Raw genomic sequence first — 24477 nt, 5'->3', positions numbered from 1 at the left:
GAGATAATCAGTCCGATGACGTCAGGATCTACGGCTTTTATAATTAAACATAATCAGGTAAAAATCGTTATTTTATTTATGCTATAGATAAATCGGCACTCTGTTTTGCACTGGCTTTCGCGTTGCAGTTAATTACTTTATTTTGCGATCTGCGCCGCAAATAATAGCGTTTTAATTGTGAGAAAACTCGCTGATTCACATCAATTTTCAGCTGGGATTTATTCGTAATAGTTGATTATATGTGCAGATATTTAGCGCGCTACAGAGGTGTTGGAGCACCTCTGGATCGCTAATCACAACCACTATTTAGCGAGAATAGAGATTATGACTGAGTCAGAGTGTAATGCAGTTAGTTTAAATCCAGAAGCCTTCCATTACCCGGCGAAAATTAACGGTAAGTTACGCCAGCCGGTATCCAGACTATATCCGTATTCCGTCGACCATTATGAAATGCCAATGGCTGGCAGCCGCCGGGTTCACCACCGGAACCGGAGTCGAGGTGAATGTCACAGAGGGCCGTATTGTGCTAATCGTGAAGCCACCCGAGCCTGTCTATAAACAACTGGTTAACGCGCTAGTGCAGCTGAACAAGCTGCCCGTCCGGAAACAGAAGCAGGTGATGGCGTTGTCGGATGTGGCTGCGGGTTAGTGGCGTTGAGGTGAAGGGATGCCGCTTCTTGTTAGGGAGCGGCAGATTGAGGACGGTAGTGTAACAAATGATGATGAGGCCTGTATGCTAATAATCCGTTATTTAAATCCTTTTTCTTTAGTCAGGTGTTCTGGATTAAGCTCAGCATCTCTATATTCCCTGGCCAGGATTTTTTAAATCAGTTAAGAAAAATAAGCCTACCTCGTCGATTTCCCAACAGTATACCCGGCATTTTGCAGGGCGATTTTATCGCCCTGTCAATGAACCACATTTGAACCTATTAAGCATTCCTATGGAAATGGAATATGTAAATGACATAACTCGCGCCCCAGAACCTTGTGATTTTTGCACCCAGCCATCCTGCACTTTTCTGAACTAAATCCACCATGCGCAAGTATGCATAGATACTGTTTGGCCGCCTGTACCTCGTTCTCTGAAGGTAGCCGCATTAATTCGTTTACCTTGAAGGCAAACGCTGGAAAAGGTGTCTGTTCCGGAGAACACTCAATATACCATTCCTGACCGCATTCCAGACAGCGATACCGGAAATGAGAATGATCAAGCTGTGGTTCAAGATAGTCTCCTTCCGGTGTTTCGAAATAGTGCTTATGAATTAAAGCCCCTGAAAATGCAAAATCCCGCTCCATAGATTCAATTTCAGCCACACAGGGTGGCAACTGTCTGCAATTACACATAGGTCTCCCTTTAATTTTTTCTCACTACAGGGCAATAGGTCTGCGAGTGGAAATTTCTGTCAACTGAACAAATGCTCACTCAGGTTCGCATTGATAGCAGATTGATTATTCCAGGATCTCCTGAATCCAGTCACTCCAGCACTCGCTGTTAAGTGGAGATTCAACCGTGCCTGGGCGAGATGAAACCCACCATGCCTTCACCTCTTCATATTCGGAGATCGTAAGTGTAAAGGGACGCCAGCAACTCATCCTGCCATCCTGGTCACAGGGATCACTGCCAGCGATGAAAAATTCATTCAGGAATGGCAAGGGAGGAAAATAGCCTGAAACATCAATGATGCCAAAGATACCGTAGAGCACTTTAGTATTTTCCTCTAAAACTCGTCTGGCATTATCAATGTTATCCATAGGAATCCATGTGTGATATTTCTGTGTTGGCTTAAGGTATCACATTGCACGGGTCAACCTGCATCAGAGACAACACGCTGTGTTTTAAAACCGGAAAAATTCACAAAGACATGCTTTGGACGGTGAACCTCGCAGTAAGTAATGCTCGATTTTATCTGCTGGACAGCAGAGGCTATGTCTATATCTCTGGTCAATACCGTCTCTGTTCTGAATCTAACGTAGTTATCGATGGATTGCCAAAGCAGGAAATGATCTCCTGCTTTGTGGCCTTCCCTTTGTTCACATTAGCTATCTTTAATTTAGCGAAGTTAATGCCTGTATAGACGCAGCCGGAAAGAAATGTTTCAAATACCGAACAAAAAACCAGCCCCTTCATATCCCTATCCCCGAAAAAGATGAGATGAATCATGGTATGGAATGGTCGCAACAAAGTAGAAAATGGTCAATTTTGCTAAAAGTCATAGCGCGACTGCCGATATACCAGAGAAAGCAAATCAAGGAGAAATCACAATGGAACAACCAAACCCACTCGCAGCGATCACGTTCATAATCTGGTTTTTCATGTTTATTCCATGCTTTCGTATGGCTCAGAAAGCGGGATTTGGATGGAAAATGGCTTTGCTACTATCATTCCCCGGCTTGCACTTCCTCACCCTCTATGTCTTCGCTTATAAGAAGTGGCCCAACGTGCCCAATGCATGAGAACCTGGAGCAAAATGTCACCCGCTTTGTTTGGTATTTAAAAAAGGAGAATGTTATGGAATGGATTATTGGCATCGTTGTCCTTGTGATCATCGCAGGAGTATTTAAACCAAGGCGATGTGATATTTGCGGTACTGGATTTAAAAAGAAATACTTCACCTGGAAGATAGATGGTAAAAAGCAGCATCTTTGCCCGTATTGCAATAGCAAGATGAACCGTAGAAACAGCGACCGTAAATTCAAAGACAGGTTTGGCTAGCAAAAAGTCCATCTGAGTGCGCTACTCGGCTTTTGCCTGTCGCCTTGCCGCTTCAATGGCGCTGTAGCTGGCGAACCTTTGCCTTACTGTTTTCATGGCAAAGCATAAAATTGCGCTCCACGAACTCTGTTGAGCACTGACTGATAACGCTTCGTGTTTTTCGGAGCACGTCGTTGTGGTTCTTGCCAAATGTCAGCGCCACTTTAAAAGTGTTAGTGGATGACTCCGCGCCGGTCAGGAATACCAGCTAAGGGAGGTCCATACCATTCACTACAGTTGGATATGTCATTGCATTTTTATCTTTCAGAAAGTGAGCCTGTTTGCACAGAAAAGCCGCCCGCGAGAGTTTTTGGGTGAGAACGACACAAATACGACACAAGGAGAAAATCAGGTGGGATTGAAGCTGGCGTATGTCATTGACGGAATTTGGCACGCCCTACAGGATTCGAACCTGTGACCTACGGCTTAGAAGGCCGGTGCTCTATCCAGCTGAGCTAAGGGCGCATGGAGATGGCACGGATTATACGTCGGGAAGCGGGTACGTCAACGTTTTTGCCGCCTCCCGGCTGCGAAGTGCTGCTGTAATGACCAATTAGCGTTAGTGACGCTTGCGCCATTCGCTGAGCGACACGAGTTTACTGGTGCCGGTGAATTCTCCTTCCAGCTCAATCCCTTGTGATGTGAAATGCGCATTGTATTGCTCACGAAGTGCGTGCAGCTCCTGGCTATCTGGCTCCAGCTGTCGCAGAAAGCCCAGCGCGAGCATCAGCTGCTGGCGGCTGATAAGCGGTGGAAAACCGGCATGCCTGAGAATCGTATGCCAGCGCTGGCTGTTCTCCTCGCTGCCGTCAACAATCAATACCTGCCAGATCAGCAGCACCGCTGCACCATTATGCAGATGCGTTTCATTGTCGCTGCTGAGATAGTCGGTAAATTCTTTCGCCGCCTCTTTGCCCATCATAGAGATCATCGATTCCACCTGTACTGGTGGCAGACGCAGCCGTTTGCTGAGCCGCTGGGCGGCGTGGCGTGAGCCAGCGGTGAGCAGCTGAAATCCAGCGACAAATACCACCGCCAGCGTAGCAAGCATTATCCAAATCATGACATCGTCCCCGGGTTGTCCTGCCGATATCATACGCATGCAGGCTGGCTCTCGTCGCGACGAAAAAGCCGGAAGGCGCATACACGGCTGAAACTGTGACTGACAGCAGCCCGCGCTTCTGACAAAATAGCCCCCTTCCCCGATTCAACACAACACAGTGGATTTCCTCTCTGATGGCAGCAAAAATTATTGACGGTAAAACGATTGCGCAGCAGGTGCGCGTTGAGGTTGCGGAAAAAGTGAAGCAGCGCCTGGCGGCCGGAAAACGCGCCCCGGGACTGGCTGTCGTGCTGGTGGGTGAAAACCCGGCCTCGCAAATCTATGTGGCCAGCAAACGCCGTGCCTGTGAAGAGGTCGGATTCCACTCGCGCTCTTACGATCTGCCCGCCACCACCCGCGAAGATGAGCTGCTGGCACTGATCGATACGCTCAATCAGGATGACGACATCGATGGCATCCTGGTTCAGCTGCCGCTGCCAGCGGGCATCGATAACGTGAAGGTACTGGAGCGCATCACGCCTGATAAAGATGTCGATGGATTCCACCCTTACAACGTGGGTCGCCTGTGTCAGCGTGCACCCACACTGCGTCCCTGCACGCCGCGCGGTATCATCACGCTGCTGGAGCGCTACAACATCGACACCTACGGCCTGAATGCCGTGGTGGTCGGCGCGTCCAACATCGTCGGTCGTCCGATGAGCATGGAACTGCTGCTGGCGGGCTGCACTACAACCGTCACCCACCGTTTTACTAAAGATCTGCGTCACCACATTGAACACGCCGATCTGCTGGTGGTCGCGGTGGGCAAACCCAACTTTATTCCGGGTGACTGGATTAAACCCGGTGCTATCGTCATCGACGTGGGTATCAACCGTCTTGAGAGCGGCAAAGTGGTGGGCGACGTTGATTTTGAGAGCGCATCAGCACGCGCCTCCTACATCACGCCAGTACCGGGCGGTGTGGGACCGATGACCGTCGCAACACTGATACAAAACACGCTGCAGGCGTGTGAAGAGTTTCACGATAAAGAGGTAGATTAAATGGCAACGTTTTCACTGGGAAAATTCCCGCATGTCGATCTGTGTGACCTGCTGAAGCTGGAAGGCTGGGTTCAGAGCGGCGCACAGGCGAAAGTCGTGATTGCCGACGGTGAAGTCAGGGTCGATGGGGCGGTGGAAACCCGTAAGCGCTGCAAAATCGTGGCCGGTCAGACCGTTGAGTTCGCGGGTTACCGCATTACTGTGGTCGCGTAACCTTCAGGCGTCCTTGCGGGGACGCTGTTACAGCATCGTCTCTCCCCTTCCCGCTGTTCCCGTGCAATATGATTCACTGCCGTATGCGGCGCAATCAGCCTCAGGTTACGGACTGAACGGAAGCCACGAATCTCGATCTGCTCAATCGTCATAATAAAAAAGGGCGATTGCTCGCCCTCTCCGGTTTATTTTCGACGCCAGCTGGAGCCCTGAGGCCCATCCTCAACAATCACGCCCAGCGCGTTCAGTTTGTCGCGAGCGATATCCGCTTCCGCCCAGGCTTTGGCCGCGCGCGCATCGGCACGGGCTTTCACCCAATGCTCAATCTCGGCAACCTCTTCATCATTCACCTGCGCGCCGCTCTGAAGGAACAGCTCCGGGTCCTGCTGCAGAATACCCAGCACCCTGGCCAGCTCACGCAGCTTCGACGCGAGTCCATGCGCTGAAGCGCCCTCTTCGCTTTTCAGGCGGTTCACTTCACGCGCCATATCAAACAGCACCGAGTAGGCTTCCGGGGTATTGAAGTCATCATCCATTGCGCTGCGGAAACGCGCTTCAAACGCTTCACCGCCACTGGCTGGCACGCTGCTGTCGGTGTGGCGCAGCGCCGTATAGAGACGCTCCAGCGCCGCACGTGCCTGATTGAGGTTATCTTCGCCGTAGTTGAGCTGGCTGCGATAGTGACCGGACATCAGGAAGTAACGCACCGTCTCCGCGTCATAGTGCTGCAGCACATCACGTACGGTGAAGAAGTTGCCGAGTGACTTAGACATCTTCTCACGGTCAACCATCACCATGCCGGAGTGCATCCAGTAGTTAACGTACGGACCGTCATGGGCACAGCCCGACTGGGCGATTTCATTTTCATGGTGCGGGAACATCAAATCGGAGCCGCCGCCGTGAATATCGAAATGGCTGCCCAGCTGTTTGCAGTTCATGGCCGAGCACTCGATGTGCCAGCCAGGACGACCGTTGCCCCACGGTGATGACCAGGCCGGTTCATCCGCTTTAGACATCTTCCACAGCACGAAATCCATCGGGTTACGCTTCACGTCAGCGACTTCAACCCGTGCGCCTGCCTGCAGCTGTTCCAGATCCTGGCGCGACAGCGCGCCGTAGTCAGGATCGCTCAGCACATCAAACATCACGTCGCCGTTATCTGCCACATAGGCGTGACCACGGGCGATCAGCGTCTCCACCAGCGCAATGATTTCCGGGATGTGGCGGGTCGCACGCGGCTCCTGATCCGGCGGCAGAATCCCCAGCGCGGCGAAGTCATTGTGCATCTCGCCAATCATGCGGTTGGTCAGGGTTTCGATGCTCTCGCCGTTTTCATTGGCGCGTTTGATGATTTTGTCATCAATGTCCGTAATGTTGCGCACATAATTGAGCTGGTAACCCAGATAGCGCAGATAGCGCGCCACCACGTCAAACGCCACGAACGTCCGCCCATGACCAATGTGACAGAGGTCATACACCGTGATGCCGCAAACATACATGCCGATTTTCCCGGCATGAATGGGTTTGAATTCCTCTTTCTGTCGACTCAGGGTGTTATAAATCTTAAGCATTGAACGGTTCCGTTTTCGCGTGTGGTTGACACTTTTAAGTATCCAGACATTGTGCCGTATTTTTATCGCTCGCGCGACGCAAAGCAAGCCAACTGCGCCGTGCTGCTGACGCGTCATTGGAAATTATGATATAAGAACGGTCGACAAAAAGGGGGACGCCATCCGACAGAGCGACCCCGGCTACTGATCACAACCTTTACAGGACGACAAAAATGGTAACTTTCCAGACGAACCATGGCGATATCGTAATCAAAACCTTCGATGATAAAGCGCCAGCAACCGTACAGAACTTCCTGGATTACTGCCGTGAAGGTTTTTACGACAACACCATTTTTCACCGCGTAATCAACGGCTTTATGATTCAGGGCGGCGGCTTTGAGCCGGGCATGAAACAGAAAGCGACCAAAGACGAAATCAAAAACGAAGCGAACAACGGCCTGAAAAACACCAAAGGCACGCTGGCTATGGCTCGCACCTCTGCGCCGCACTCCGCGACGGCACAGTTTTTCATCAACGTGGCTGACAACGACTTCCTGAACTTCCGTGACGAAAGCGTTCAGGGCTGGGGCTACTGCGTATTCGCTGAAGTGGTTGAAGGCATGGATGTAGTCGAGAAGATCAAAGCGGTCTCTACCGGTCGCAGCGGCATGCATCAGGATGTACCGAAAGATGACGTCGTTATCCAGAAAGTGACCGTCAGCGAGTAATGTCGCGCACCCTGTTTATCGCAGATCTCCATCTGTGTCAGGAAGAACCGGCGATTACCGCCGGTTTTCTGCATTTTTTACAGCGCGAAGCGCCCCACTGCGACGCGCTCTATATTCTCGGCGATCTGTTTGAGGCCTGGATTGGCGACGACGATCCCAATCCTCTGCATCAGCAGGTGGCCAGCGCCCTGCGCGCCCTGCCGGTTCCGGTTTACTTTATTCACGGCAATCGCGACTTCCTTGTGGGCCGACACTTCGCGCGCGCCAGCGGGATGACGCTGCTGCCGGAAGAACAGGTGCTGACGCTGTATGGCCATCGCCTGCTGATCATGCATGGCGATACGCTCTGTACCGATGACGCCGGTTATCTGCGCTTTCGCGCCAAAGTGCACAATCCGTGGATTCAGCGGCTGTTTCTGGCCCTGCCGTTGTGGGTCCGCAAACGCATTGCTGCCCGGATGCGCGCCGACAGTAAACAGGCTAATCAGCACAAATCACAGAGCATCATGGATGTGAATCAGGATGCGGTGGTCGCGACGATGCAGCGCCATCAGGTGCCGCTGCTGATCCACGGGCACACCCATCGTCCGGCGATTCATACGCTGACCCTGCAGAGTGAGACGGCGCAACGCGCGGTACTCGGCGCCTGGCACAGCCGCGGCTCCATGATCCAGCTTGACGCTGCTGGCATTCAGCTTATCGATTTCGACTTTTAACCGGCGGGTAAATCCCCGATATCAGCTCGACGCAACCGTTTTCCTTGCGCCCTTCTCATGCTATTCTCTGTGCCCTTCAAAACCTGTCCGCCCGGCCAGGTCTGTTTGTTCATTCACAGGAGTTGACCGCATGTCATCCAACGCCCCGGCCCGCATCGCCATTGTCATGGGTTCCAGAAGTGACTGGGCCACCATGCAGTTCGCCGCTGAAATCCTTACCAGCCTGGACGTCCCATTTCATGTCGAAGTGGTCTCTGCGCACCGCACCCCGGATAAACTGTTCAGCTTCGCCGAATCGGCAGCCGATAACGGTTTTCAGGTGATCATTGCCGGCGCAGGTGGCGCGGCACATCTGCCGGGTATGCTGGCGGCGAAAACCCTGGTGCCGGTACTGGGTGTACCGGTGCAGAGCGCGGCACTGAGCGGCGTGGATAGCCTCTACTCGATTGTTCAGATGCCGCGCGGTATTCCGGTCGGTACGCTGGCAATTGGCAAAGCGGGCGCAGCCAATGCCGCCCTGCTGGCGGCGCAGATTCTGGCCCTGCATGACGGCGCGCTGGGGTCACGTCTCGATCACTGGCGGCAGAGCCAGACCGATGAGGTGCTGAACCATCCCGATCCGCGGGTGGATGCATGAAGCCGGTCTGCGTTCTGGGCAACGGCCAGTTAGGCCGTATGCTGCGTCAGGCCGGTGAACCGCTGGGCATTGCGGTCTATCCGGTGGGTCTGGACGCCGACCCTGCCGCGCTTCCTATCGCCGACAGCGTGATCACCGCCGAAATCGAGCGCTGGCCGGAAACGGCGCTGACGCGGGAACTGGCCCGTCATCCGGCCTTTGTGAATCGCGATATTTTTCCACGTCTGGCCGACCGCCTGACGCAGAAACAGCTGCTGGATGAGCTGGGGCTCGCCACCGCGCCGTGGCAGTTGCTGGCGGATAAAAGCGAATGGCCGGCGGTGTTTAACTCGCTGGGCGAACTGGCCATTGTAAAACGCCGCACCGGGGGTTACGACGGGCGCGGTCAGTGGCGTCTGCGCGCCGGTGAGACGCACACCCTGCCGGAGGAGTGCTACGGTGATTGCATCGTTGAGCAGGGCATTAACTTTTCCGGTGAAGTCTCCCTGGTAGGCGCACGCGGCCACGATGGCAACGTTGTGTTCTATCCGCTGACGCATAACCTGCATCAGGACGGCATACTGCGCACCAGCGTGGCGCTGCCGCAGGCAGATCAGGCGCAGCAACAGCAGGCCGAGGCGATGCTGAGTGCGATCATGCAGGCGCTGAATTACGTGGGCGTGATGGCGATGGAGTGTTTTGTTACGCCTGCCGGACTGCTGATCAACGAGCTGGCTCCGCGTGTGCACAACAGCGGCCACTGGACGCAGAACGGCGCGTCAGTCAGCCAGTTTGAGCTGCATCTGCGTGCCATTCTTGGCCTGCCCCTGCCGCAGCCGGTGGTGTTTGCCCCGTCGGTGATGGTCAATCTGATCGGCACTGCGGTGAACCTCAGCTGGCTGCAGCAGCCGCTGGTGCATCTGCACTGGTATGACAAAGAGGTACGTCCGGGCCGTAAGGTGGGTCATCTCAATCTGACCGACAGCGATGCAGAACGGCTTAAGGCCGCGCTGGATGCGCTGGTACCGCAGTTACCGGAAGAGTATGCCAGCGGCATCGCCTGGGCCGTTGAAAAACTGTAGTTCCCCGTTACCCGCTCGCGGGTACGGTCCGGATGAAGCTTAAAGGCGGCCTGGTGCCGCCTTTAAGCCATTATCCCTTACGCCGCATCAAACTTCCTGAACAGCGCCTTTCCTTTCAGTAACCGGATCCCCAGCCAGCCGCCGCACAGCGATAACAGCAGGGCACCGCACAACGGCAACGCCAGCCACAGTGTCCAGTCCGGCTGCCACGGGAAGTCGAAAATCTTACGCTGCAATCCCCACAGCGCCGCCTCCGCGCCTATGGCCGCCGCCACACCTGAAACTACCCCCAGCAGTGCAAACTCACACCACAGCGTGGTGCGCAGTAGTCGCCTGCCGGCACCCAGCGTGCGATAGACCACCAGCTCCTGACGACGCTGGCGCATACCGACCTGAATCTGCGCCAGCAACAGCAGGATGCCACAGGCGGTGACCAGCACCACCATAATCTCCAGCGCCTGACTGACCTGCGTCAGCACCTGACCGACCTGCCGCATGATGCCGCCGATATCCAGCAGGCTTAGCGTCGGAAAGGCCCGGTTAAGCGCGGCCAGCAGAGCGGGATCGGACGCCATGCGGAAGCTGGTGAGCCAGGTCTGAGGCTGGCTGTCGAGCGCCCCAGGTGGAAAGATAAAAAAGAAGTTTGGCTTCAGGCTCTCCCAGTCCACTTTGCGCAGACTGCTGATGCGGGCACTGAAGGTCTGCGTATCGCCTTCAAATGTCAGGGTATCACCCAGCTTCAGGCCCAGCCTGTCCGCCAGTTCCACTTCCATCGATACTTCACCCGCGCCAGGCGGCCAGCTGCCGGCCACCAGCGGATTGTGATCCGGGCGCTCCGCCAGGGCCGTCAGGTTAAGTTCACGGTTGAGAGCGTTATCCCGTTCGGGGTCGGCAGGTTTGCCATTAAGTCCGGTGAGCCGCACCCGTGCAATCGGATAAAAGGTTTCGGGCCTGATCTGGTGCGACTGCAGGAAATCGCGCACCTGCGGCACCTGATCGGCCGTCATATTCAGCAGGAAGAAGTTCGGGCTGTCCGCCGGTAGCTGCTGCTGCCAGCGATCCAGCAGATCGCCGCGCATCACCAGCAGCAGTGCCAGCAGCATAAACGAGAACGAAAAAGCCGCGAGCTGGCTCAGCGTCATGCCGGGCTGGCGCAACAACCGGTTGATAGCCAGCCGTAACGCCAGATTGCGCACCACCAGCCGGCGCAGCAGCAGCAGGGTTCCCCACCCGAGCAGGGCCAGCAGTGCCGCCAGCACCACCACGCCTGCCAGCAGCGCCCAGAGCATTTTACTGCCGCCGACCAGCAGAGCGAGCAGCGCAACGACCACGCCGCCCATCAGCGGAATATAGATTTTCAGCGGCCAGAGGCTGGCGACTGCATCACGCCGCAGAACGCGGAGTGGCTGCGTCGCCAGCAGCAGCCGGTAGGGGCGCAGGCCGACCAGCAGCGAAATCACAAACAGCGATCCCACAGCCCAGATCCACGGCCAGAGGCTGGCGGCGGGTAAGCTGGCGGGCAGGACCGGTTTCAGCATCGCCATCAGCATTGCTTCCACGCCCTGCCCCACCAGGCCACCGGCTATCGCCGCCAGCAGCAACACAGCCAGCCACTGACCGATAATCAGGCGCTGCAATGCGCCCTGCGTAGCGCCCAGGGTTTTCAGCACCGCCACCAGATCGTAGCGGCTGCGACAGTAGTGACTCATGGCGACCGCCACGGCGGCTATCGCCAGCATCAGCGTCAGCAGCGCCGAGAGCAGCAGAAACTGCTGCGCCCGCTGCATGGATCGCCCCAGCGCATCTTCGGAATTGTCGACGCTGATCCAGCGCTGGTCCGTTTTCAGCTGCGGTTCAATCCAGCGGTCATAGCGGGCCAGCGCTTCAGGATTACCCAGAAACTTATAGCGCCAGGTCAGGCGACTGCCGGGCTGAATTGCATCGGTTTTTGCGGCATCCGCCAGATTAATCAGCAGACGCGGCGCCATTTCAAAGGGGTTGAAGCCACCATCCGGCTCCTGGATCAGCTCCCCGGTTATCCGCAGCCGGGTGTCCCCCACGTCCAGCATATCGCCCACTTTCAGATTCAGCAGCGCCATCAGACGCGGCGCGGCCAGGGCGGTGCCCGCCTGCGGTTTCAGCCCCGGCGGGGCTGTCTGCAGCGTGCCAGCCATCGGATAGCGATCGTCTACCGCTTTCACGGCGGCGAGCTGAGGCGACTCACCGGCAAAGGTCATCGTCATAAAGGTCAGCTGACGGCTGACCGTCAGACCGCTCTGCTGCGCTTTCTCCAGCCAGGCTTCCGGTGCCGCATCTGTGCTGCGCAGCGTGCGGTCACCCGCCATAAAATCACGGCTCTGCTGATTCAGCCCTTTTTCCATCCGATCGCTGATCGATCCCAGTGCCAGCACGCAGGCTACCGCCAGCGTCAGGGCCAGCCAGACAATCAGCAGCGAGGGCGACCGCCACTCGCGCCAGAACCAGCGCCAGATCATTGCTCCTCCCACAATTTACCGTCACGCAGCCGGAGACGACGGTCGCAGCGCGCCGCCAGTTGCTCATCATGTGTCACCAGAATCAGGGTGGTGGCAAAGTCACGGTTAAGGGAAAAAAGCAGATCGGCGATGCGATCGCCGGTTTTGCGGTCGAGATTGCCGGTCGGCTCATCGGCAAACAGCAGACCCGGCCGCCCACTGAAGGCGCGTGCCAGCGCGACCCGCTGCTGTTCGCCGCCGGAAAGCTGAGCCGGCAGATGGTGCAGACGTTCCCCCAGCCCCAGCAGCGTCAGAAGTTCACGCGCCTGTTCACGGCTCTGACGGTCACTGTCGCCACGCAGCAGCGAGGGCAGCTGCACGTTCTCCAGCGCGTTGAGGGTTGGCACCAGCATAAAAGACTGAAAAACAAAGCCGACCTGCCGGGCGCGCAGGGCCGCTCGCTGCTCTTCGTTCATCTGGTGCAGCGGCTGCCCCAGCAGATGGACTTCGCCGCTGCTGCCATCATCCAGCCCCGCCAGAATGCCCAGCAGCGTTGACTTACCGGAACCTGACTCGCCTATCAGCGCAATGGTCTCAGCTGGTTTGACAACCAGCTCAACTCCGGTAAGGATGGTTAACTGATGCTCTCCCTGACCGACGGACTTAGTAAGATGATGAACTTCAACAATGTTTTCCGCTGGCATTATCCCTTCCTGTTATTGGTTCTTCTGCTGGTGTCGCGGTTTGCGGCTGCCGATACCCTGATGGTGCTGGGCGACAGCCTGAGTGCGGGCTATCGTATGCCCGCCACGGCCGCCTGGCCCAGCCTGCTTAACAAGCAGTGGCAGCAGCAGCCTGAAGTCATCAACGCCAGTATCAGCGGAGATACGTCCGCTCAGGGGCTGGCGCGTCTGCCCGCGCTATTAAAACAGCATCAGCCGCAATGGGTGTTAATCGAATTGGGCGGTAACGATGGCCTGCGTGGTTTCCCGCCTGCGACCATTACGCAGACGCTGAGTAAGGTGATCGAAGATGTCAAAGCCGCCAATGCGAAACCGCTGCTGATGCAGATTCGCCTGCCGGCCAACTATGGTCGCCGCTACACCGAGGCGTTCAGCGGCATCTACCCGGGATTAGCGCAGCAACACAATATTCCGCTGGTGCCCTTCTTCATGGAGCAGGTCTATCTGAAACCTGAATGGATGCAGCAGGACGGCATCCACCCCAATCCCGATGCCCAGCCTTTTATCGCCCGGTTCATGGCGAAAGAGCTGGCCCCTTTAGTTAAGCAGCCGTAGCGCGACCGGATAGGCAAAAAGGGTAAAGAAATGCAAAAAACCATCCTGATTACAGGTTGTTCCAGTGGCATCGGCCTGGTCGCCGCACAGGATCTGCTGGCACGCGGCTATCGGGTGATCGCCGCCTGTCGCAAAGCAGACGATGTCGCGCGCATGAGTTCGCTGGGCTTTACCGGACTTCAGCTGGATCTTGACGATCCGCAGAGCGTGGATCAGGCCGCAGACACGGTCATTGCACTCTGCGACAACCGTCTGTACGCGCTGTTTAACAACGCCGGCTTTGGCCTCTATGGCCCGCTTCGGACGCTGACCCGCCAGCAGCTGGAACAGCAGTTTTCCAGCAACTTTTTCGGTGTCCATCAGCTGACGCTGCGGCTGTTACCCGCGCTGCAGGCCAGCGGCGACGGACGCATTGTTAACACCAGTTCGGTGCTGGGACTGATCTCGACCCCCGGCCGCGGGGCGTATGCCGCCAGTAAATATGCACTGGAAGCCTGGAGCGATGCGCTGCGGCTGGAAGTACGCAGCAGCGGCATCCGGGTCAGCCTGATTGAGCCCGGCCCGATCCAGACCCGCTTTACCGACAACGTGACGCAGGGCGAACAGCACAATCCGGTGCGCAATCCCGGCATCGCGGCCCGTTTTACCCTGCCACCGGAAGCCATTCTGCCGAAACTTCGTCACGCACTCGAGAGTCAGCATCCCCGTTTACGTTATCCGGTGACCCTGGTCGCACACGTGATGAGCCTGCTGAAACGGTTGCTGCCTGGCTGGATGCTGGATCGCATTTTGCGCAGCCATTAATCAGCCGCAGGCATTAGCGCTTGAAGCCGGGCCCGTTGGCCCCATATTCTTAGAACACTTTTTGCAAAGAGACTTCTCCATGTCACCACATGCTTCGATCATCGACATCAACGAATCTAACCTGCAGCAGACCCTTGAGCAGTCGATGCAGCTGCCGGTGCTGTTCTACTTCTGGTCTGAGCGCAGCCAGCACTGTCAGGAACTGACGCCGCTGCTGGAGCGGCTGGCGCAGGAGTATGCGGGTCAGTTTATTCTCGCCCGACTCGATTGCGACAGAGAGCAGCGCGTGGCGGCGCAGTTTGGTCTGCGCTCTATCCCGACCGTCTACCTGTTCCAGGATGGTCAGCCGGTCGACGGCTTCCAGGGTCCGCAGCCGGAAGAGGCGATCCGCGCCCTGCTGGAAAAAGTCCTGCCGCGCGAAGAAGAGCTGAAAGCCCAGCAGGCGATGGCGCTGATGCAGGAAGGTAAACCGCTGGAAGCGCTGCCGCTGCTGAAAGAGGCGTGGCAATTAAGTAAACAGTCCAGCGAAATCGGCTTCCTGCTGGCGGACGTACTGATTACGCTGAACCGCAGCGATGAAGCGGAAGCGGTGCTGAAAGTGGTGCCGTTGCAGGATCAGGATACCCGTTATCAGAGCCTGATGGCGCAGATCGATCTGCTGAAACAGGCGGCGGACACGCCGGAGATCCAGCAGCTGCAATCCCAGCTGGAAGCGGAGCCGGCTAACGCCGGGCTGGCTGCTAAACTTGCGTTACAGCTGCATCAGGTGGGCCGGAATGAAGAGGCGCTGGAACTGCTGTTCAGCTTCCTGAAATCCGATCTGAATGCAGCGGATGGCCAGGCGCGTAAAATGCTGCAGGAGATTCTGGCTGCGCTGGGCACCGGCGATGCACTTGCCGCGCGCTACCGTCGTCAGCTTTACTCCCTGCTTTACTGACCGGCAGACCCCGGGCCGAAGCGACTCGGCCCGTTATTCTGACAATGCGGAGGTTGTATGATAACAGTAATTCCTGCCCTGATTGTGCTGGCACTGGTGGCTGTCTGGGCGACAGTCAAGGTCGTGCCACAAGGTTTTCAATGGACGGTTGAACGTTTTGGCCGTTATACCCGCACCCTGCAACCCGGACTGAGCCTAGTGGTGCCGTTCATGGATCGTGTCGGTCGCAGGATCAACATGATGGAACAGGTGCTGGATATCCCCTCCCAGGAGATCATCTCCAAAGACAATGCTAACGTCACCATCGATGCGGTCTGCTTTATTCAGGTCGTTGACCCGGCGCGCGCCGCCTATGAGGTCAGCAATCTTGAGCAGGCGATTCTGAATCTCACCATGACTAACATGCGCACCGTGCTGGGCAGCATGGAGCTGGATGAAATGCTCTCTCAGCGCGACAGCATTAACACCCGCCTGCTGCACATTGTGGATGAAGCGACCAATCCGTGGGGCGTCAAGATTACCCGTATAGAGATCCGCGATGTCCGTCCACCGCAGGAGCTGGTTGGCGCGATGAATGCGCAGATGAAAGCGGAGCGCACCAAACGCGCTGATATCCTGACCGCCGAAGGGGTGCGTCAGGCGGCTATCCTGCGGGCTGAAGGGGATAAGCAGTCGCAAATCCTCAAGGCCGAAGGGGAACGGACCTCGGCCTTCCTGCAGGCTGAAGCGCGTGAACGTCAGGCAGAAGCGGAAGCCAACGCCACGAAAATGGTCTCTGAAGCGATCGCCGCGGGCGACATTCAGGCGATCAACTATTTCGTCGCGCAGAAGTATACCGATGCACTGCAGAAAATCGGCGAAGGCAATAACAGCAAAGTGGTGATGATGCCGCTGGATGCCAGCAGCCTGCTCGGTTCGATTGCGGGCATCGGCGAACTGCTGAAAGAAACCCGCTCTGAGTCGAAACGCTGATGCTGGTCGATATCATTGCGCATCCGCACTGGTTCTGGCTGACGCTGGGAGGATTACTGCTGGCGGCGGAGATGCTGGGCACCAGCGGTTATCTGCTCTGGATCGGGCTGGCGGCGGTGCTGGTCGGTGTCTTTGAATGGTTTGTTCCGCTCAGCTGGACGGCACAGGGGGCAACTTTTGCTGTGCTGACGCTGGTCTGCGTCTTCTTATGGTATCGCTGGATGCGTCACCGCGAAGCGCATCAGGCTCCGAATGCGCTGAATCAGCGGGGTCGTCAGATGATCGGCTCGACCCTGACGCTGGATACCCCTTTGCAGAATCGTACCGGACACGTGCGCATCGGAGACAGCAGCTGGCGGGTGGAGGCCGATCGGGATCTGCCGGCGGGCACACCGGTGATCGTGGTTGGCATTGAAGGCATTACGCTGCGTATTCAGCCACGCTGAGCGCAGCACCCGGCCAGATTGTTGATAATCGGGCATTCGGCGCTCTCATCGCCCGGACAGGCGTCTGCCAGTGCCAGCAGACGAGCCCGCATCGCGTGCAGCTCTTCAATGTGCGCGGCTATTTCTTCGGCTTTCTGCAGGGTTCGGGCTTTAACATCCGCACTGTGGCGCGAGGGATTATTAAACAGCGCCACCAGCTCACGGCACTCATCCAGCGTAAAGCCCACCTGCCGCGCCTGACGTAACAGGTTCAGCTCATCAAGGTGGTGTCCGCTGTAGCTGCGGTAACCATTTTCACTGCGCACTGGCGGCGTGACCACCCCCTTCTCTTCATAAAAACGGATCGCCTTGCTGGTCAGCCCGGTCTTTTTCGCCACATCGCTGATGTTCATTTTCATCCCCTTGACCTTCCCCTTGATGGAAGGTTTATGCTTAAGCATGAATCGAAACTGGCTTAACGGTCAAATATGTTCACCTGAGGAGCTGATTATGTCACATACCCTTTCCCTGGCCCTGGACGGCTTGTCCTGTGGACACTGCGTCAAACGCGTGAAAGAGGCACTGGAACAGCGCGACGACGTCGACCACGCGGAAGTCACGCTGCAGGAAGCCCAGGTTTCCGGTCACGCCGAGGCCGCTGCGCTGATCGCCACCGTGGAGCAGGCAGGCTATCACGCGACGCTGAAACCGGCGGACACCTTCCCAAAGTCTGAACCGTTGACAGCATCGGAGCCGCCGCCGGAGGCGCTGACAACGGATAATGCCTCGCATCCGGCAGAAAAAACCGCTCCCACTCATGTGCTGCTGATCGACGGGATGAGCTGCGCCAGCTGTGTCAGCCGGGTAGAAAAAGCACTGCAGCAGGTTGCCGGCGTCACTCAGGCGCGGGTCAATCTCGGTGAACGCAGCGCGCTGGTGCTGGGTGATGCTGATCCGCAGTCGCTGGTGGCCGCTGTCGATGCCGCAGGCTATGGCGCGCAGGTGGTTGATGATGAACAGGAGCGGCGCGAAAAGCAGCAGCAGAGCGCCCGCAGCGCGATGCGCCGCTTTAGCTGGCAGGCGGCTGTCGCGCTGGCCTTTGGCGTGCCCCTGATGATCTGGGGCATGGTGGGCGACAACATGATGCTCACCGACAGCAACCACACTCTCTGGCTGACGCTGGGCTGCCTTACCCTGCTGATCATGGTGCTTACCGGCAGCCATTTTTACCGCAGTGCCTGGCGCAGTCTGCGCAACGGCAGTGCCACCATGGATACGCTGGTGGCACTCGGCACCAGTGCGGCCTGGATCTACTCTTTCAGTGTGGTGCTCTGGCCGGGCTTCTTCCCGCCGCAGGCCCGCCATCTCTATTTTGAAGCCAGCGTCATGATTCTGGGCCTGATCAACCTGGGCCATGCCCTGGAGCAGCGCGCACGTCAGCGCTCGTCAGAAGCGCTGGAGCGCCTGCTCGATCTGACCCCGGCTCAGGCGCGCCAGGTCGGCGAACAGGGTGACCAGCTGATACCGGTCAGCGCGGTGCAGCCCGGCATGCGGCTGCGTCTGGTCACGGGCGACCGGGTGCCGGTCGATGGCGACATCGCCAGCGGTGAAGGCTGGTTTGATGAGGCGATGCTGACCGGCGAAGCGGTGCCACAAAGTAAAAGCCCGGGTGCGGCGATTTTTGCCGGAACCCTGGTGCAGGATGGATCGGTGGAGTTCATCGCGAAAGCCACCGGCGAGCAGACGACCCTGTCGCGCATTATCCGGCTGGTGCGGCAGGCACAGAGCAGTAAACCCGACGTGGGCCGGCTGGCCGATCGCATCTCTGCCATCTTTGTGCCGGTGGTGGTGGTGATTGCGCTTCTCAGCGCTGCCGTGTGGTATCTGTTCGGGCCACAGCCGCAGATTGCCTACACGCTGGTGATTGCGACGACGGTGCTGATTATCGCCTGCCCCTGCGCACTGGGACTGGCGACGCCGATGTCGATCATTGCCGGTGTGGGTCGCGCCGCTGAGCTGGGCGTGCTGGTTCGTGACGCCGATGCGCTGCAACGCGCCAGCCAGATCGACACCCTGGTATTTGATAAAACCGGCACCCTGACCGCGGGTACGCCGCAGGTCAGCGATGTTCAGGCCTGGGGCACAGCCAGCCGGGAATCGGTGATCGCAGCCGCCGCCGCGCTGGAGTTTACCTCCGGGCATCCGCTGGCCAAAGCGATTGTGGCTGAAGCGAAACTGACTCAGCCTCCTGCCGTTGCGCAATTTCGTACAATACGCGGCAAAGGTGTCAGCGGCATACTGGATGGCAGAACGCTGCTGCTGGGTAATGCGGCACTGATGCAGGAGAACGGCGTCGATTGCCGGATAGCGGAAGCAGAGATTGTGCGCCTGACGCAGCAGGGCGTCACCCCTGTGTTGCTGGCTGAACAGGGTGAGCTGGTCGGATTAATCGCGCTGCGCGACAGGCTGCGACCGGAAAGCCGGGCCGCCCTCCAGCGACTGCATCAGCAGGGTTATCGTCTGATGATGCTGACCGGGGACTACGAAACGACCGCGCGCGCCATTGCTGCCGAAGCGGGCATTGACGAGGTCATTGCAGGCGTTCTGCCGGAAGGCAAAGCGGCAGCGATTACCCAGTTACAGCAGCAGGGGCATCGCGTGGCGATGGTCGGAGACGGTATCAATGACGCGCCCGCGCTGGCGCAGGCCGACGTGGGTATTGCCATGGGCGGCGGCAGTGATGTGGCTGTCGAAACCGCAGGGATTACCCTGATGCGCGCTGACCTTAACAGCGTGGCGGATGCGCTAGCCCTCTCATCGGCGACACTGCGCAATATCCGGCAGAACCTCTTCGGAGCCTTTGTTTATAACAGCATCGGTATTCCGGTGGCGGCAGGCGTGCTCTATCCGCTGACCGGCACGCTGCTCAGTCCGATTGTGGCCGGTGCGGCGATGGCGCTCTCCTCGATTACGGTGGTCAGCAATGCCAATCGCCTGCTGCGTTACCGGCCACCGCGCCCGTGATCGTCGTTCCGGCGCTGTTTTTCCCTTGCCGAAGTCGCTAGCATGGGGTTTTACATCGCAAAGGACCGGGAATGACAGGCAACCTCTGGCGCTCACTGCGCGGCTTTATCGGCCAGCTTTTCCCCGCCAGTTACCGCTGGCCGGCAATGGATGTCCGGCTTGGCGACCGTCAGCTGCATCTGGTTGGCAGCATCCACATGGGGACCCGCGACATGCAGCCGCTGCCCGCCCGCCTGTTGCGTCAGCTGCAGCAGGCGGATGCGCTGATTGTGGAAGCGGATATTACCCAGGGCGGCTCACCCTTTGATCACGCTGGCGATCGCCCTGCCCTCGCCACCCGGCTCGATGACCAGGCGATGCAGAGGCTCAGCGCACTCTGTCAGGAGATGAGTCTGACGCTGAGCCAGTTTGATCATCTGCCTGCGTGGCAGGTGGCGCTGATGTTACAGGCACAGCAGGCGCAGAGGCTGGGATTACGGCCAGATTACGGCATTGATTATCAGCTGTTGCAGGCCGCGAAAGGTCTGAACAAACCGGTGATTGAGCTGGAAGGCGCCGATGCGCAGATCGCCCTGCTGACCGCGCTGCCCGATGACGGTATGGCCCTGTTACAGGATACGCTGCTGCACTGGCACACCAATGCCCGGCTGCTGCAGATGATGGTGAGCTGGTGGCTCGATACGCCACCCCGTCAGCCAGATATCACCCTGCCCTCCACGTTCAGCCAGACGCTGAACGATACCCTGATCGGTCAGCGTAATGCGCAGTGGTGTAAAAGCCTGCAGAGTCTGGCGGCGGGCAACTATGTGGTGGCGGTGGGGGCGCTGCACCTCTATGGCGAAGATAACCTGCCTGAGATGCTGAAGAGGCCCTGAAAAAAAAGAGAGCCGATAAGATTATCGGCTCGTCAAAGAGGAATTTGTTTATGATTTTGGTTATCGCTCAGCAACCGAATTGCTGGCGCGCGGCCAATTTTCACTCAAAGAACAAAATTCCGCCACCTTTTTCCATCATTAAGCGTAATAAGATTTTTCTGAGTAAGGAACCCGTATGACGCCCGCCGTAAAATTGCTGGAAAAACAGAAGGTCAGTTTTACCCTGCATCCCTATGAGCATGACAGCAACGAAACCCATTTTGGAGACGAAGCGGTGCGCAAGCTCAATCTGGATGCCCGCCAGGTCTATAAAACGCTGCTGGTCGCCCTTAACGGCGAGGCGAAGCAGCTGGCGGTGGCGATTACGCCGGTTTCGACGCAGCTGGATCTGAAGAAGGTGGCAAAGGCGCTGGGCGCAAAAAAAGCGGATATGGCCGACCCGCAGCTGGCACAACGGGTCACCGGCTATCTGGTGGGGGGGATCAGCCCGCTGGGACAGAAAAAGCGGCTGCCTACCGTCATCGATCATTCCGCCAGCGCGTTCAGCACCATGTTTATCTCCGGCGGCAAACGGGGGCTGGATATCGAACTGGCACCCGGCGATCTTTCACGACTGCTGGATGCGCCGTTTGCGGATATTGCCCGCCACGATTAAACCCGTGGCTGAGCGCAGAGCTGGTCGATCATCCAGCGCCCCGCCGGACCGGGTGGCGTGCGGCGTGACCAGACCACCTCAACAGCGATATGCTGCGGCCAGCCCGGCAGCGACAGCTCTTTCAACACACCATGCCCGAATTGTTTCACCAGCCAGCGCGGCAGAATCGTCCAGCCAAATCCCTGTTCCGCCATCTCCAGCAGTAACAGATAGGTGGGCGCAGACCAGATACGCCCCATCGGTTTCGGCTGGTGCGCTTCAACCCAGGTGTTAAGCCGCAGATGCCGAACCGGCTCCAGCTGGCTTTCGCTGAGGATCTCCGCCTGTGCCAGCGGGTGATCGCGATGTAAAAAGATGGCCATCTGTGCTTCAACCTGCAGTCGCGCCACCGCGATATCCACCGGCAGATTGGGTTGCGCCCGCACGACGCCCAGATGAACCCGCCCGGCCTGCAGCAGGTCCAGCACATCCTCATCTTCCGCAATCATGCACTCCAGTTCCAGCTCCGGGTAGCGGGCATCAAGCTGTTTCAGCAGCTGTTCATGATGATCGGTTTGCCAGAAATCGGACATGGCAAAACTGAGCCGGGGCTCAACCCCCTGCGACAGGCGTATCGCCAGCGCATCCAGCCGTTCACTGGCGGCCAGAATCTGCTGAACCTGAGGCAGCACGCGGTGCCCCTGTTCCGTCAGGATGGGCTGACGACCGGCACGGTCAAACAGCGCAAAGCCGAGATCGTCTTCTAAACTGGCCACCGCTGCACTGATGGTGGACTGGCTTTTGCCCAGCGCGCGCGCAGCCGCAGAAAAGGAGCCGCTCGCCACCGTCTGCATAAAAGCCTCAAGGGATTCCGGGGAGTATCGCATTCGATCCATCGCTTTTTCCGATAGGTGTTCATTTTATCTTAGCATTCTGCGATGGGAAAATGCGCCGCATGATTGAAGGAGAAAACACAATGCGTACCCGCTCACTTAAAGAACGTATTCTTCATGCCGTCTGTTTTGAGACGCTGGCGATTCTGACCGTTTCGCCGCTGGCGGCCTGGGTGATGAATAAGCCGCTGTTTCAGATGGGATCGCTGGCAATTATGCTTTCAACCGCGGCGATGCTGTGGAACATGATCTACAACGCCGGGTTTGATCGGATCTATGCGCCGGGCGAGAAACGCGGGCCTGTCGTGCGTGCGGTTCATGCGCTGGGATTTGAAGGCGGCTTTATCCTGATCGGTCTGCCGATTGCCGCCCTGATGCTGGATATTACCCTGTGGCAGGCGTTTCTGGTAGAAGTGGCCTTTTTCCTCTTCTTCCTGCCGTTTACCCTCGCTTATAACTGGGGCTGGGACCAGCTGCGCGCCCGCTGGTTCAGGCGTCGCCACTGCCGGGCATGAGAAAATCGGGAGGCGCAGACGCCTCCCGGTGCGTTCAATGCGTGCGGGCTGTTTCGTTCCCCCACGGCCAGATCCACGCCAGAATCATTTTCGGGTAGTTACGCTTACGCGCTTTTTCGGCCGCCTCATCCCGCGCCCGGATCTGCTCATCGGTCAGATGTACGATCTGGCCTTTGGGCTGATAGTCGCTGGCTTTAAGCGGCGAATGGGCGCTAATCCACTCACGCAGTACCTGCGCATCCACCGCTCCGCTATTGCGATAGCCCGCGTGGTTATCCAGACGCGGATAACCGTCGCCGCCTGCCGCATTAAAGCTGTTGGTCGCCATACGATAGTGCTGCGTCTCCTGCAGCGGCTTGCCGTTGATCATGACGTCGCTGACCTGTTTTCCATCCGCGGTCAGGCTGAGCCCGGCAAACTGGGCGTAGCCCCCCGTGTCCGGCTGAATATTGGCAACCACATCCAGATATTTTTTAATCTCCGCGCCGGTCAGGCTGACAGAGACCACCTGATTGCCAAACGGCTGAACCTGCAGCAGATCGCGCCAGCTGAGCTTGCCCGATTTCAGCGAGGTGCGAATGCCGCCACCACTCATCACGGCAAAGTCCGCCTGCGTGTGCGCCATCTGGGCGCGCAGAATCAGCTGGCCGAGGTTGGTCTGCTCAAAGCGAACCTGCTCTTTTTCACCGCTGAAGTCGCCGTCGGCGCTGCCGACATTGACGGTTAACTTCGCCTCCGCCCGCTTCTGGAACGGCATCAGCAGTTTCATCATCGCGCTGTTTTTAGGGATCTCCTCCTGCCAGGTGAGCCAGGTTTCGCTGCCATCGGCGTTTTTCACCCGGTGTTTAAGATTCACCGGCACCAGCTGATACGCCTCCAGCGTCACCTGACCGTTGCGGAAGGTAAAATCGCCGCGTCCGACATATCTGCCCCACTTGTCGGCCTGCATAATCCAGATGCCATTTTGCTTATCAGGCTGGCATGGCTGGCCAGGCTGATAATTTTTCACGCTGACGTTCTCTTTTTCCATACAGACGGCGTCATGCGAATGACCGCCGACAATCAGATTGATTGTCCCGGCGGGCAGGCTGCGCGCCAGGGTGACATCGTCAATGCCGTTGCTGCCATGGTCGCCATCGTCATAGTCACCAAGATGGGTCAGCGCGATAATCACATCCGGCTTTTCTGTGGCGCGCAGTTCGGCCACCGCCTTCACGGCTTCAGCAATCGGATCGCGGAAGTCGGTATCTTTAAGTCCTTCAGGGTTAGCCAGCTTCGCCGTGTCAGGCGTGATCAGCCCGACAACCGCGATTTTCAGTCCGAGACGGTTAAAAACCGCCCAGGGTTTAAACATCCGCTGACCGGTGCTTTTCTGATAGACGTTGGCAGCCAGCAGCGGGAAGCGCGCCCACTTCTCCTGCTTACGCAGCACCGCAATCGGCTTATCAAACTCATGATTGCCCAGCGCCATGGCGTCATAACCAATCAGGTTCATCGCCCGAAAATCAGGTTCTGCATCCAGCTCGTCAGACTCCGGCACCCCGGTGTTCACATCCCCGGCGGAGAGGATCAGTGCGCCGCCGCCTCTGGCCTGCACGTCATAGCGCATCGTGTCCATCAGCGTTTTCTGTGCCGCCAGACCATATTCGCCCTGTTCATTGAACCAGAAATGGCCATGCTCATCGTTTGTGTGCAGCACGCTGAAGCGATAGCTGCGATCGGCCTGGGCAGCCTGTGAAAACAGCGGAAACAGCGCCACCAGCAGCGCGACGCCCGCCCCTGTCCATTTTGAAAACACCACTGATATTCTCCTTAATTTTCCCCTGGCCCGAATTCCCGGCCGCATTGCCCCACTGTGTCGCACAT

The 24477-nt window shown here is 57.6% G+C and carries 25 protein-coding genes, 1 tRNA gene and 1 pseudogene; 18 read left to right on the top strand and 9 right to left on the bottom strand.

Annotation, left to right across the window (positions count from 1 at the left end; all coding sequences use genetic code 11):
* Positions 1-324 precede the first annotated feature (324 nt).
* Positions 325-649, top strand: a pseudogene (locus AC1V0D_RS01410) (SymE family type I addiction module toxin).
* Positions 650-1449: 800 nt separating this feature from the next.
* Here AC1V0D_RS01410 and AC1V0D_RS01405 read toward each other — a convergent pair.
* Entirely contained in the window at positions 1450-1752 is a 303-nt protein-coding gene (locus tag AC1V0D_RS01405; RefSeq protein WP_046101387.1) for a hypothetical protein, read from the bottom strand.
* Between the two features lie 510 nt (positions 1753-2262).
* Between AC1V0D_RS01405 and AC1V0D_RS01400 the strand changes: the two genes are divergently transcribed.
* The gene (locus AC1V0D_RS01400) at positions 2263-2454 is read left to right on the top strand and encodes a hypothetical protein (protein ID WP_046101386.1); all 192 of its coding nucleotides are present in this window, start codon (positions 2263-2265) and stop codon (positions 2452-2454) included.
* A 55-nt stretch (positions 2455-2509) separates the two neighbouring features.
* Positions 2510-2713: a hypothetical protein gene (locus AC1V0D_RS01395; RefSeq protein ID WP_046101385.1), complete on the top strand. Its 204-nt coding sequence runs from the start codon at positions 2510-2512 to the stop codon at positions 2711-2713.
* Between the two features lie 427 nt (positions 2714-3140).
* Here AC1V0D_RS01395 and AC1V0D_RS01390 read toward each other — a convergent pair.
* Both AC1V0D_RS01390 and AC1V0D_RS01385 read right to left on the bottom strand, forming a co-directional pair.
* Positions 3141-3217 (bottom strand) — tRNA-Arg (locus tag AC1V0D_RS01390).
* Between the two features lie 94 nt (positions 3218-3311).
* Positions 3312-3815 carry a DUF1198 family protein gene (locus AC1V0D_RS01385; protein WP_482906890.1) on the bottom strand — a complete coding sequence of 168 codons (504 nt, stop codon included), beginning with the start codon at positions 3813-3815 and terminating at the stop codon, positions 3312-3314.
* Positions 3816-3988: 173 nt separating this feature from the next.
* Here AC1V0D_RS01385 and folD point away from each other — a divergent pair, with 173 nt between their 5' ends.
* Together folD and ybcJ are read left to right on the top strand one after the other, a co-directional pair.
* Positions 3989-4855, top strand: coding sequence for a bifunctional methylenetetrahydrofolate dehydrogenase/methenyltetrahydrofolate cyclohydrolase FolD (folD, locus tag AC1V0D_RS01380; protein WP_009091578.1), 867 nt, complete (start codon positions 3989-3991; stop codon positions 4853-4855).
* Positions 4856-5068, top strand: coding sequence for a ribosome-associated protein YbcJ (gene ybcJ / locus AC1V0D_RS01375; protein WP_046101383.1), 213 nt, complete (start codon positions 4856-4858; stop codon positions 5066-5068). It begins immediately after the preceding gene.
* Positions 5069-5253: 185 nt separating this feature from the next.
* Here ybcJ and cysS read toward each other — a convergent pair whose 3' ends face one another.
* Positions 5254-6639: a cysteine--tRNA ligase gene (gene cysS / locus AC1V0D_RS01370; protein ID WP_167428997.1), complete on the bottom strand. Its 1386-nt coding sequence runs from the start codon at positions 6637-6639 to the stop codon at positions 5254-5256.
* A 212-nt stretch (positions 6640-6851) separates the two neighbouring features.
* Between cysS and ppiB the strand changes: the two genes are divergently transcribed.
* From ppiB to purK, 4 genes are all read left to right on the top strand, one after another.
* The gene (gene ppiB / locus AC1V0D_RS01365) at positions 6852-7346 is read left to right on the top strand and encodes a peptidylprolyl isomerase B (protein ID WP_009091583.1); all 495 of its coding nucleotides are present in this window, start codon (positions 6852-6854) and stop codon (positions 7344-7346) included.
* A complete protein-coding gene (lpxH, locus tag AC1V0D_RS01360) occupies positions 7346-8062 on the top strand; it encodes a UDP-2,3-diacylglucosamine diphosphatase (protein ID WP_482906889.1) in 717 nt (238 codons plus the stop codon). The genes ppiB and lpxH overlap by 1 nt, the downstream gene beginning before the upstream one ends.
* Before the next feature lie 130 nt (positions 8063-8192).
* Positions 8193-8699: a 5-(carboxyamino)imidazole ribonucleotide mutase gene (gene purE, locus AC1V0D_RS01355; RefSeq protein ID WP_154927996.1), complete on the top strand. Its 507-nt coding sequence runs from the start codon at positions 8193-8195 to the stop codon at positions 8697-8699.
* A complete protein-coding gene (gene purK / locus AC1V0D_RS01350) occupies positions 8696-9760 on the top strand; it encodes a 5-(carboxyamino)imidazole ribonucleotide synthase (RefSeq protein ID WP_058956345.1) in 1065 nt (354 codons plus the stop codon). Before purE ends, purK begins: the two co-directional genes overlap by 4 nt.
* Before the next feature lie 77 nt (positions 9761-9837).
* On the opposite strand, the gene ybbP is transcribed toward purK, so the two are convergent.
* Together ybbP and ybbA are read right to left on the bottom strand one after the other, a co-directional pair.
* Positions 9838-12255, bottom strand: a complete 2418-nt coding sequence (gene ybbP, locus AC1V0D_RS01345) for a putative ABC transporter permease subunit YbbP (RefSeq protein WP_482906888.1) — start codon at positions 12253-12255, stop codon at positions 9838-9840.
* Positions 12252-12938 carry a putative ABC transporter ATP-binding protein YbbA gene (gene ybbA, locus AC1V0D_RS01340; RefSeq protein WP_009091595.1) on the bottom strand — a complete coding sequence of 229 codons (687 nt, stop codon included), beginning with the start codon at positions 12936-12938 and terminating at the stop codon, positions 12252-12254. The genes ybbP and ybbA overlap by 4 nt, the downstream gene beginning before the upstream one ends.
* Here ybbA and tesA point away from each other — a divergent pair.
* From tesA to AC1V0D_RS01315, 5 genes are all read left to right on the top strand, one after another.
* A complete protein-coding gene (gene tesA / locus AC1V0D_RS01335) occupies positions 12906-13532 on the top strand; it encodes a multifunctional acyl-CoA thioesterase I/protease I/lysophospholipase L1 (RefSeq protein WP_482906887.1) in 627 nt (208 codons plus the stop codon). The two genes, ybbA and tesA, sit on opposite strands and share 33 nt — an antisense overlap.
* 30 nt (positions 13533-13562) lie before the next feature.
* Entirely contained in the window at positions 13563-14336 is a 774-nt protein-coding gene (locus AC1V0D_RS01330; protein WP_046101375.1) for an SDR family oxidoreductase, read from the top strand.
* Between the two features lie 79 nt (positions 14337-14415).
* Positions 14416-15273, top strand: a complete 858-nt coding sequence (locus AC1V0D_RS01325) for a co-chaperone YbbN (RefSeq protein WP_009091602.1) — start codon at positions 14416-14418, stop codon at positions 15271-15273.
* Positions 15274-15330: 57 nt separating this feature from the next.
* Positions 15331-16245 (top strand): SPFH domain-containing protein, encoded by a 915-nt coding sequence (locus tag AC1V0D_RS01320; RefSeq protein ID WP_482906886.1) that lies wholly within the window; start codon positions 15331-15333, stop codon positions 16243-16245.
* On the top strand, positions 16245-16691 hold the full coding sequence (locus AC1V0D_RS01315; protein WP_325937024.1) for an NfeD family protein: 447 nt from the start codon (positions 16245-16247) through the stop codon (positions 16689-16691). The genes AC1V0D_RS01320 and AC1V0D_RS01315 overlap by 1 nt, the downstream gene beginning before the upstream one ends.
* Here the strand turns inward: AC1V0D_RS01315 and cueR are convergent.
* A complete protein-coding gene (gene cueR / locus AC1V0D_RS01310; RefSeq protein WP_009091609.1) occupies positions 16679-17083 on the bottom strand; it encodes a Cu(I)-responsive transcriptional regulator in 405 nt (134 codons plus the stop codon). The genes AC1V0D_RS01315 and cueR overlap by 13 nt on opposite strands.
* 97 nt (positions 17084-17180) lie before the next feature.
* Between cueR and copA the strand changes: the two genes are divergently transcribed.
* The 3 genes from copA (at position 17181) to ybaK (ending at position 21224) form a co-directional block, all read left to right on the top strand.
* Positions 17181-19694 (top strand): copper-exporting P-type ATPase CopA, encoded by a 2514-nt coding sequence (copA, locus tag AC1V0D_RS01305; protein WP_482906885.1) that lies wholly within the window; start codon positions 17181-17183, stop codon positions 19692-19694.
* Positions 19695-19765: 71 nt separating this feature from the next.
* Positions 19766-20569 carry a TraB/GumN family protein gene (locus tag AC1V0D_RS01300; protein WP_337021348.1) on the top strand — a complete coding sequence of 268 codons (804 nt, stop codon included), beginning with the start codon at positions 19766-19768 and terminating at the stop codon, positions 20567-20569.
* Between the two features lie 175 nt (positions 20570-20744).
* On the top strand, positions 20745-21224 hold the full coding sequence (gene ybaK / locus AC1V0D_RS01295) for a Cys-tRNA(Pro)/Cys-tRNA(Cys) deacylase YbaK (protein ID WP_426607403.1): 480 nt from the start codon (positions 20745-20747) through the stop codon (positions 21222-21224).
* Here the strand turns inward: ybaK and AC1V0D_RS01290 are convergent.
* The gene (locus AC1V0D_RS01290) at positions 21221-22090 is read right to left on the bottom strand and encodes a LysR family transcriptional regulator (protein ID WP_009091617.1); all 870 of its coding nucleotides are present in this window, start codon (positions 22088-22090) and stop codon (positions 21221-21223) included. The two genes, ybaK and AC1V0D_RS01290, sit on opposite strands and share 4 nt — an antisense overlap.
* An 89-nt stretch (positions 22091-22179) precedes the next feature.
* Here AC1V0D_RS01290 and AC1V0D_RS01285 point away from each other — a divergent pair, with 89 nt between their 5' ends.
* Positions 22180-22611 (top strand): multidrug/biocide efflux PACE transporter, encoded by a 432-nt coding sequence (locus AC1V0D_RS01285; protein ID WP_482906884.1) that lies wholly within the window; start codon positions 22180-22182, stop codon positions 22609-22611.
* A gap of 34 nt (positions 22612-22645) precedes the next feature.
* On the opposite strand, the gene ushA is transcribed toward AC1V0D_RS01285, so the two are convergent.
* On the bottom strand, positions 22646-24412 hold the full coding sequence (gene ushA / locus AC1V0D_RS01280; protein ID WP_482906883.1) for a bifunctional UDP-sugar hydrolase/5'-nucleotidase UshA: 1767 nt from the start codon (positions 24410-24412) through the stop codon (positions 22646-22648).
* Between the last annotated feature and the right edge of the window lie 65 nt (positions 24413-24477).

This window comes from Pantoea sp. PA1 (assembly GCF_056856975.1).
The sequence above is the reverse complement of the archived record's forward strand: the minus strand, read 5'-3'. Positions and strand labels throughout refer to the sequence as shown.

What these genes read in the sequence shown, in the direction of transcription:
- AC1V0D_RS01405 (WP_046101387.1), bottom strand. Translation starts at nt 1,752, where the DNA reads ATGGATAACATTGATAATGCCAGACGAGTTTTAGAGGAAAATACTAAA.
- AC1V0D_RS01400 (WP_046101386.1), top strand. Translation starts at nt 2,263, where the DNA reads ATGGAACAACCAAACCCACTCGCAGCGATCACGTTCATAATCTGGTTT.
- AC1V0D_RS01395 (WP_046101385.1), top strand. Translation starts at nt 2,510, where the DNA reads ATGGAATGGATTATTGGCATCGTTGTCCTTGTGATCATCGCAGGAGTA.
- AC1V0D_RS01385 (WP_482906890.1), bottom strand. Translation starts at nt 3,815, where the DNA reads ATGATTTGGATAATGCTTGCTACGCTGGCGGTGGTATTTGTCGCTGGA.
- folD (WP_009091578.1), top strand. Translation starts at nt 3,989, where the DNA reads ATGGCAGCAAAAATTATTGACGGTAAAACGATTGCGCAGCAGGTGCGC.
- ybcJ (WP_046101383.1), top strand. Translation starts at nt 4,856, where the DNA reads ATGGCAACGTTTTCACTGGGAAAATTCCCGCATGTCGATCTGTGTGAC.
- cysS (WP_167428997.1), bottom strand. Translation starts at nt 6,639, where the DNA reads ATGCTTAAGATTTATAACACCCTGAGTCGACAGAAAGAGGAATTCAAA.
- ppiB (WP_009091583.1), top strand. Translation starts at nt 6,852, where the DNA reads ATGGTAACTTTCCAGACGAACCATGGCGATATCGTAATCAAAACCTTC.
- lpxH (WP_482906889.1), top strand. Translation starts at nt 7,346, where the DNA reads ATGTCGCGCACCCTGTTTATCGCAGATCTCCATCTGTGTCAGGAAGAA.
- purE (WP_154927996.1), top strand. Translation starts at nt 8,193, where the DNA reads ATGTCATCCAACGCCCCGGCCCGCATCGCCATTGTCATGGGTTCCAGA.
- purK (WP_058956345.1), top strand. Translation starts at nt 8,696, where the DNA reads ATGAAGCCGGTCTGCGTTCTGGGCAACGGCCAGTTAGGCCGTATGCTG.
- ybbP (WP_482906888.1), bottom strand. Translation starts at nt 12,255, where the DNA reads ATGATCTGGCGCTGGTTCTGGCGCGAGTGGCGGTCGCCCTCGCTGCTG.
- tesA (WP_482906887.1), top strand. Translation starts at nt 12,906, where the DNA reads ATGATGAACTTCAACAATGTTTTCCGCTGGCATTATCCCTTCCTGTTA.
- ybbA (WP_009091595.1), bottom strand. Translation starts at nt 12,938, where the DNA reads ATGCCAGCGGAAAACATTGTTGAAGTTCATCATCTTACTAAGTCCGTC.
- AC1V0D_RS01330 (WP_046101375.1), top strand. Translation starts at nt 13,563, where the DNA reads ATGCAAAAAACCATCCTGATTACAGGTTGTTCCAGTGGCATCGGCCTG.
- AC1V0D_RS01325 (WP_009091602.1), top strand. Translation starts at nt 14,416, where the DNA reads ATGTCACCACATGCTTCGATCATCGACATCAACGAATCTAACCTGCAG.
- AC1V0D_RS01320 (WP_482906886.1), top strand. Translation starts at nt 15,331, where the DNA reads ATGATAACAGTAATTCCTGCCCTGATTGTGCTGGCACTGGTGGCTGTC.
- AC1V0D_RS01315 (WP_325937024.1), top strand. Translation starts at nt 16,245, where the DNA reads ATGCTGGTCGATATCATTGCGCATCCGCACTGGTTCTGGCTGACGCTG.
- cueR (WP_009091609.1), bottom strand. Translation starts at nt 17,083, where the DNA reads ATGAACATCAGCGATGTGGCGAAAAAGACCGGGCTGACCAGCAAGGCG.
- copA (WP_482906885.1), top strand. Translation starts at nt 17,181, where the DNA reads ATGTCACATACCCTTTCCCTGGCCCTGGACGGCTTGTCCTGTGGACAC.
- AC1V0D_RS01300 (WP_337021348.1), top strand. Translation starts at nt 19,766, where the DNA reads ATGACAGGCAACCTCTGGCGCTCACTGCGCGGCTTTATCGGCCAGCTT.
- ybaK (WP_426607403.1), top strand. Translation starts at nt 20,745, where the DNA reads ATGACGCCCGCCGTAAAATTGCTGGAAAAACAGAAGGTCAGTTTTACC.
- AC1V0D_RS01290 (WP_009091617.1), bottom strand. Translation starts at nt 22,090, where the DNA reads ATGCGATACTCCCCGGAATCCCTTGAGGCTTTTATGCAGACGGTGGCG.
- AC1V0D_RS01285 (WP_482906884.1), top strand. Translation starts at nt 22,180, where the DNA reads ATGCGTACCCGCTCACTTAAAGAACGTATTCTTCATGCCGTCTGTTTT.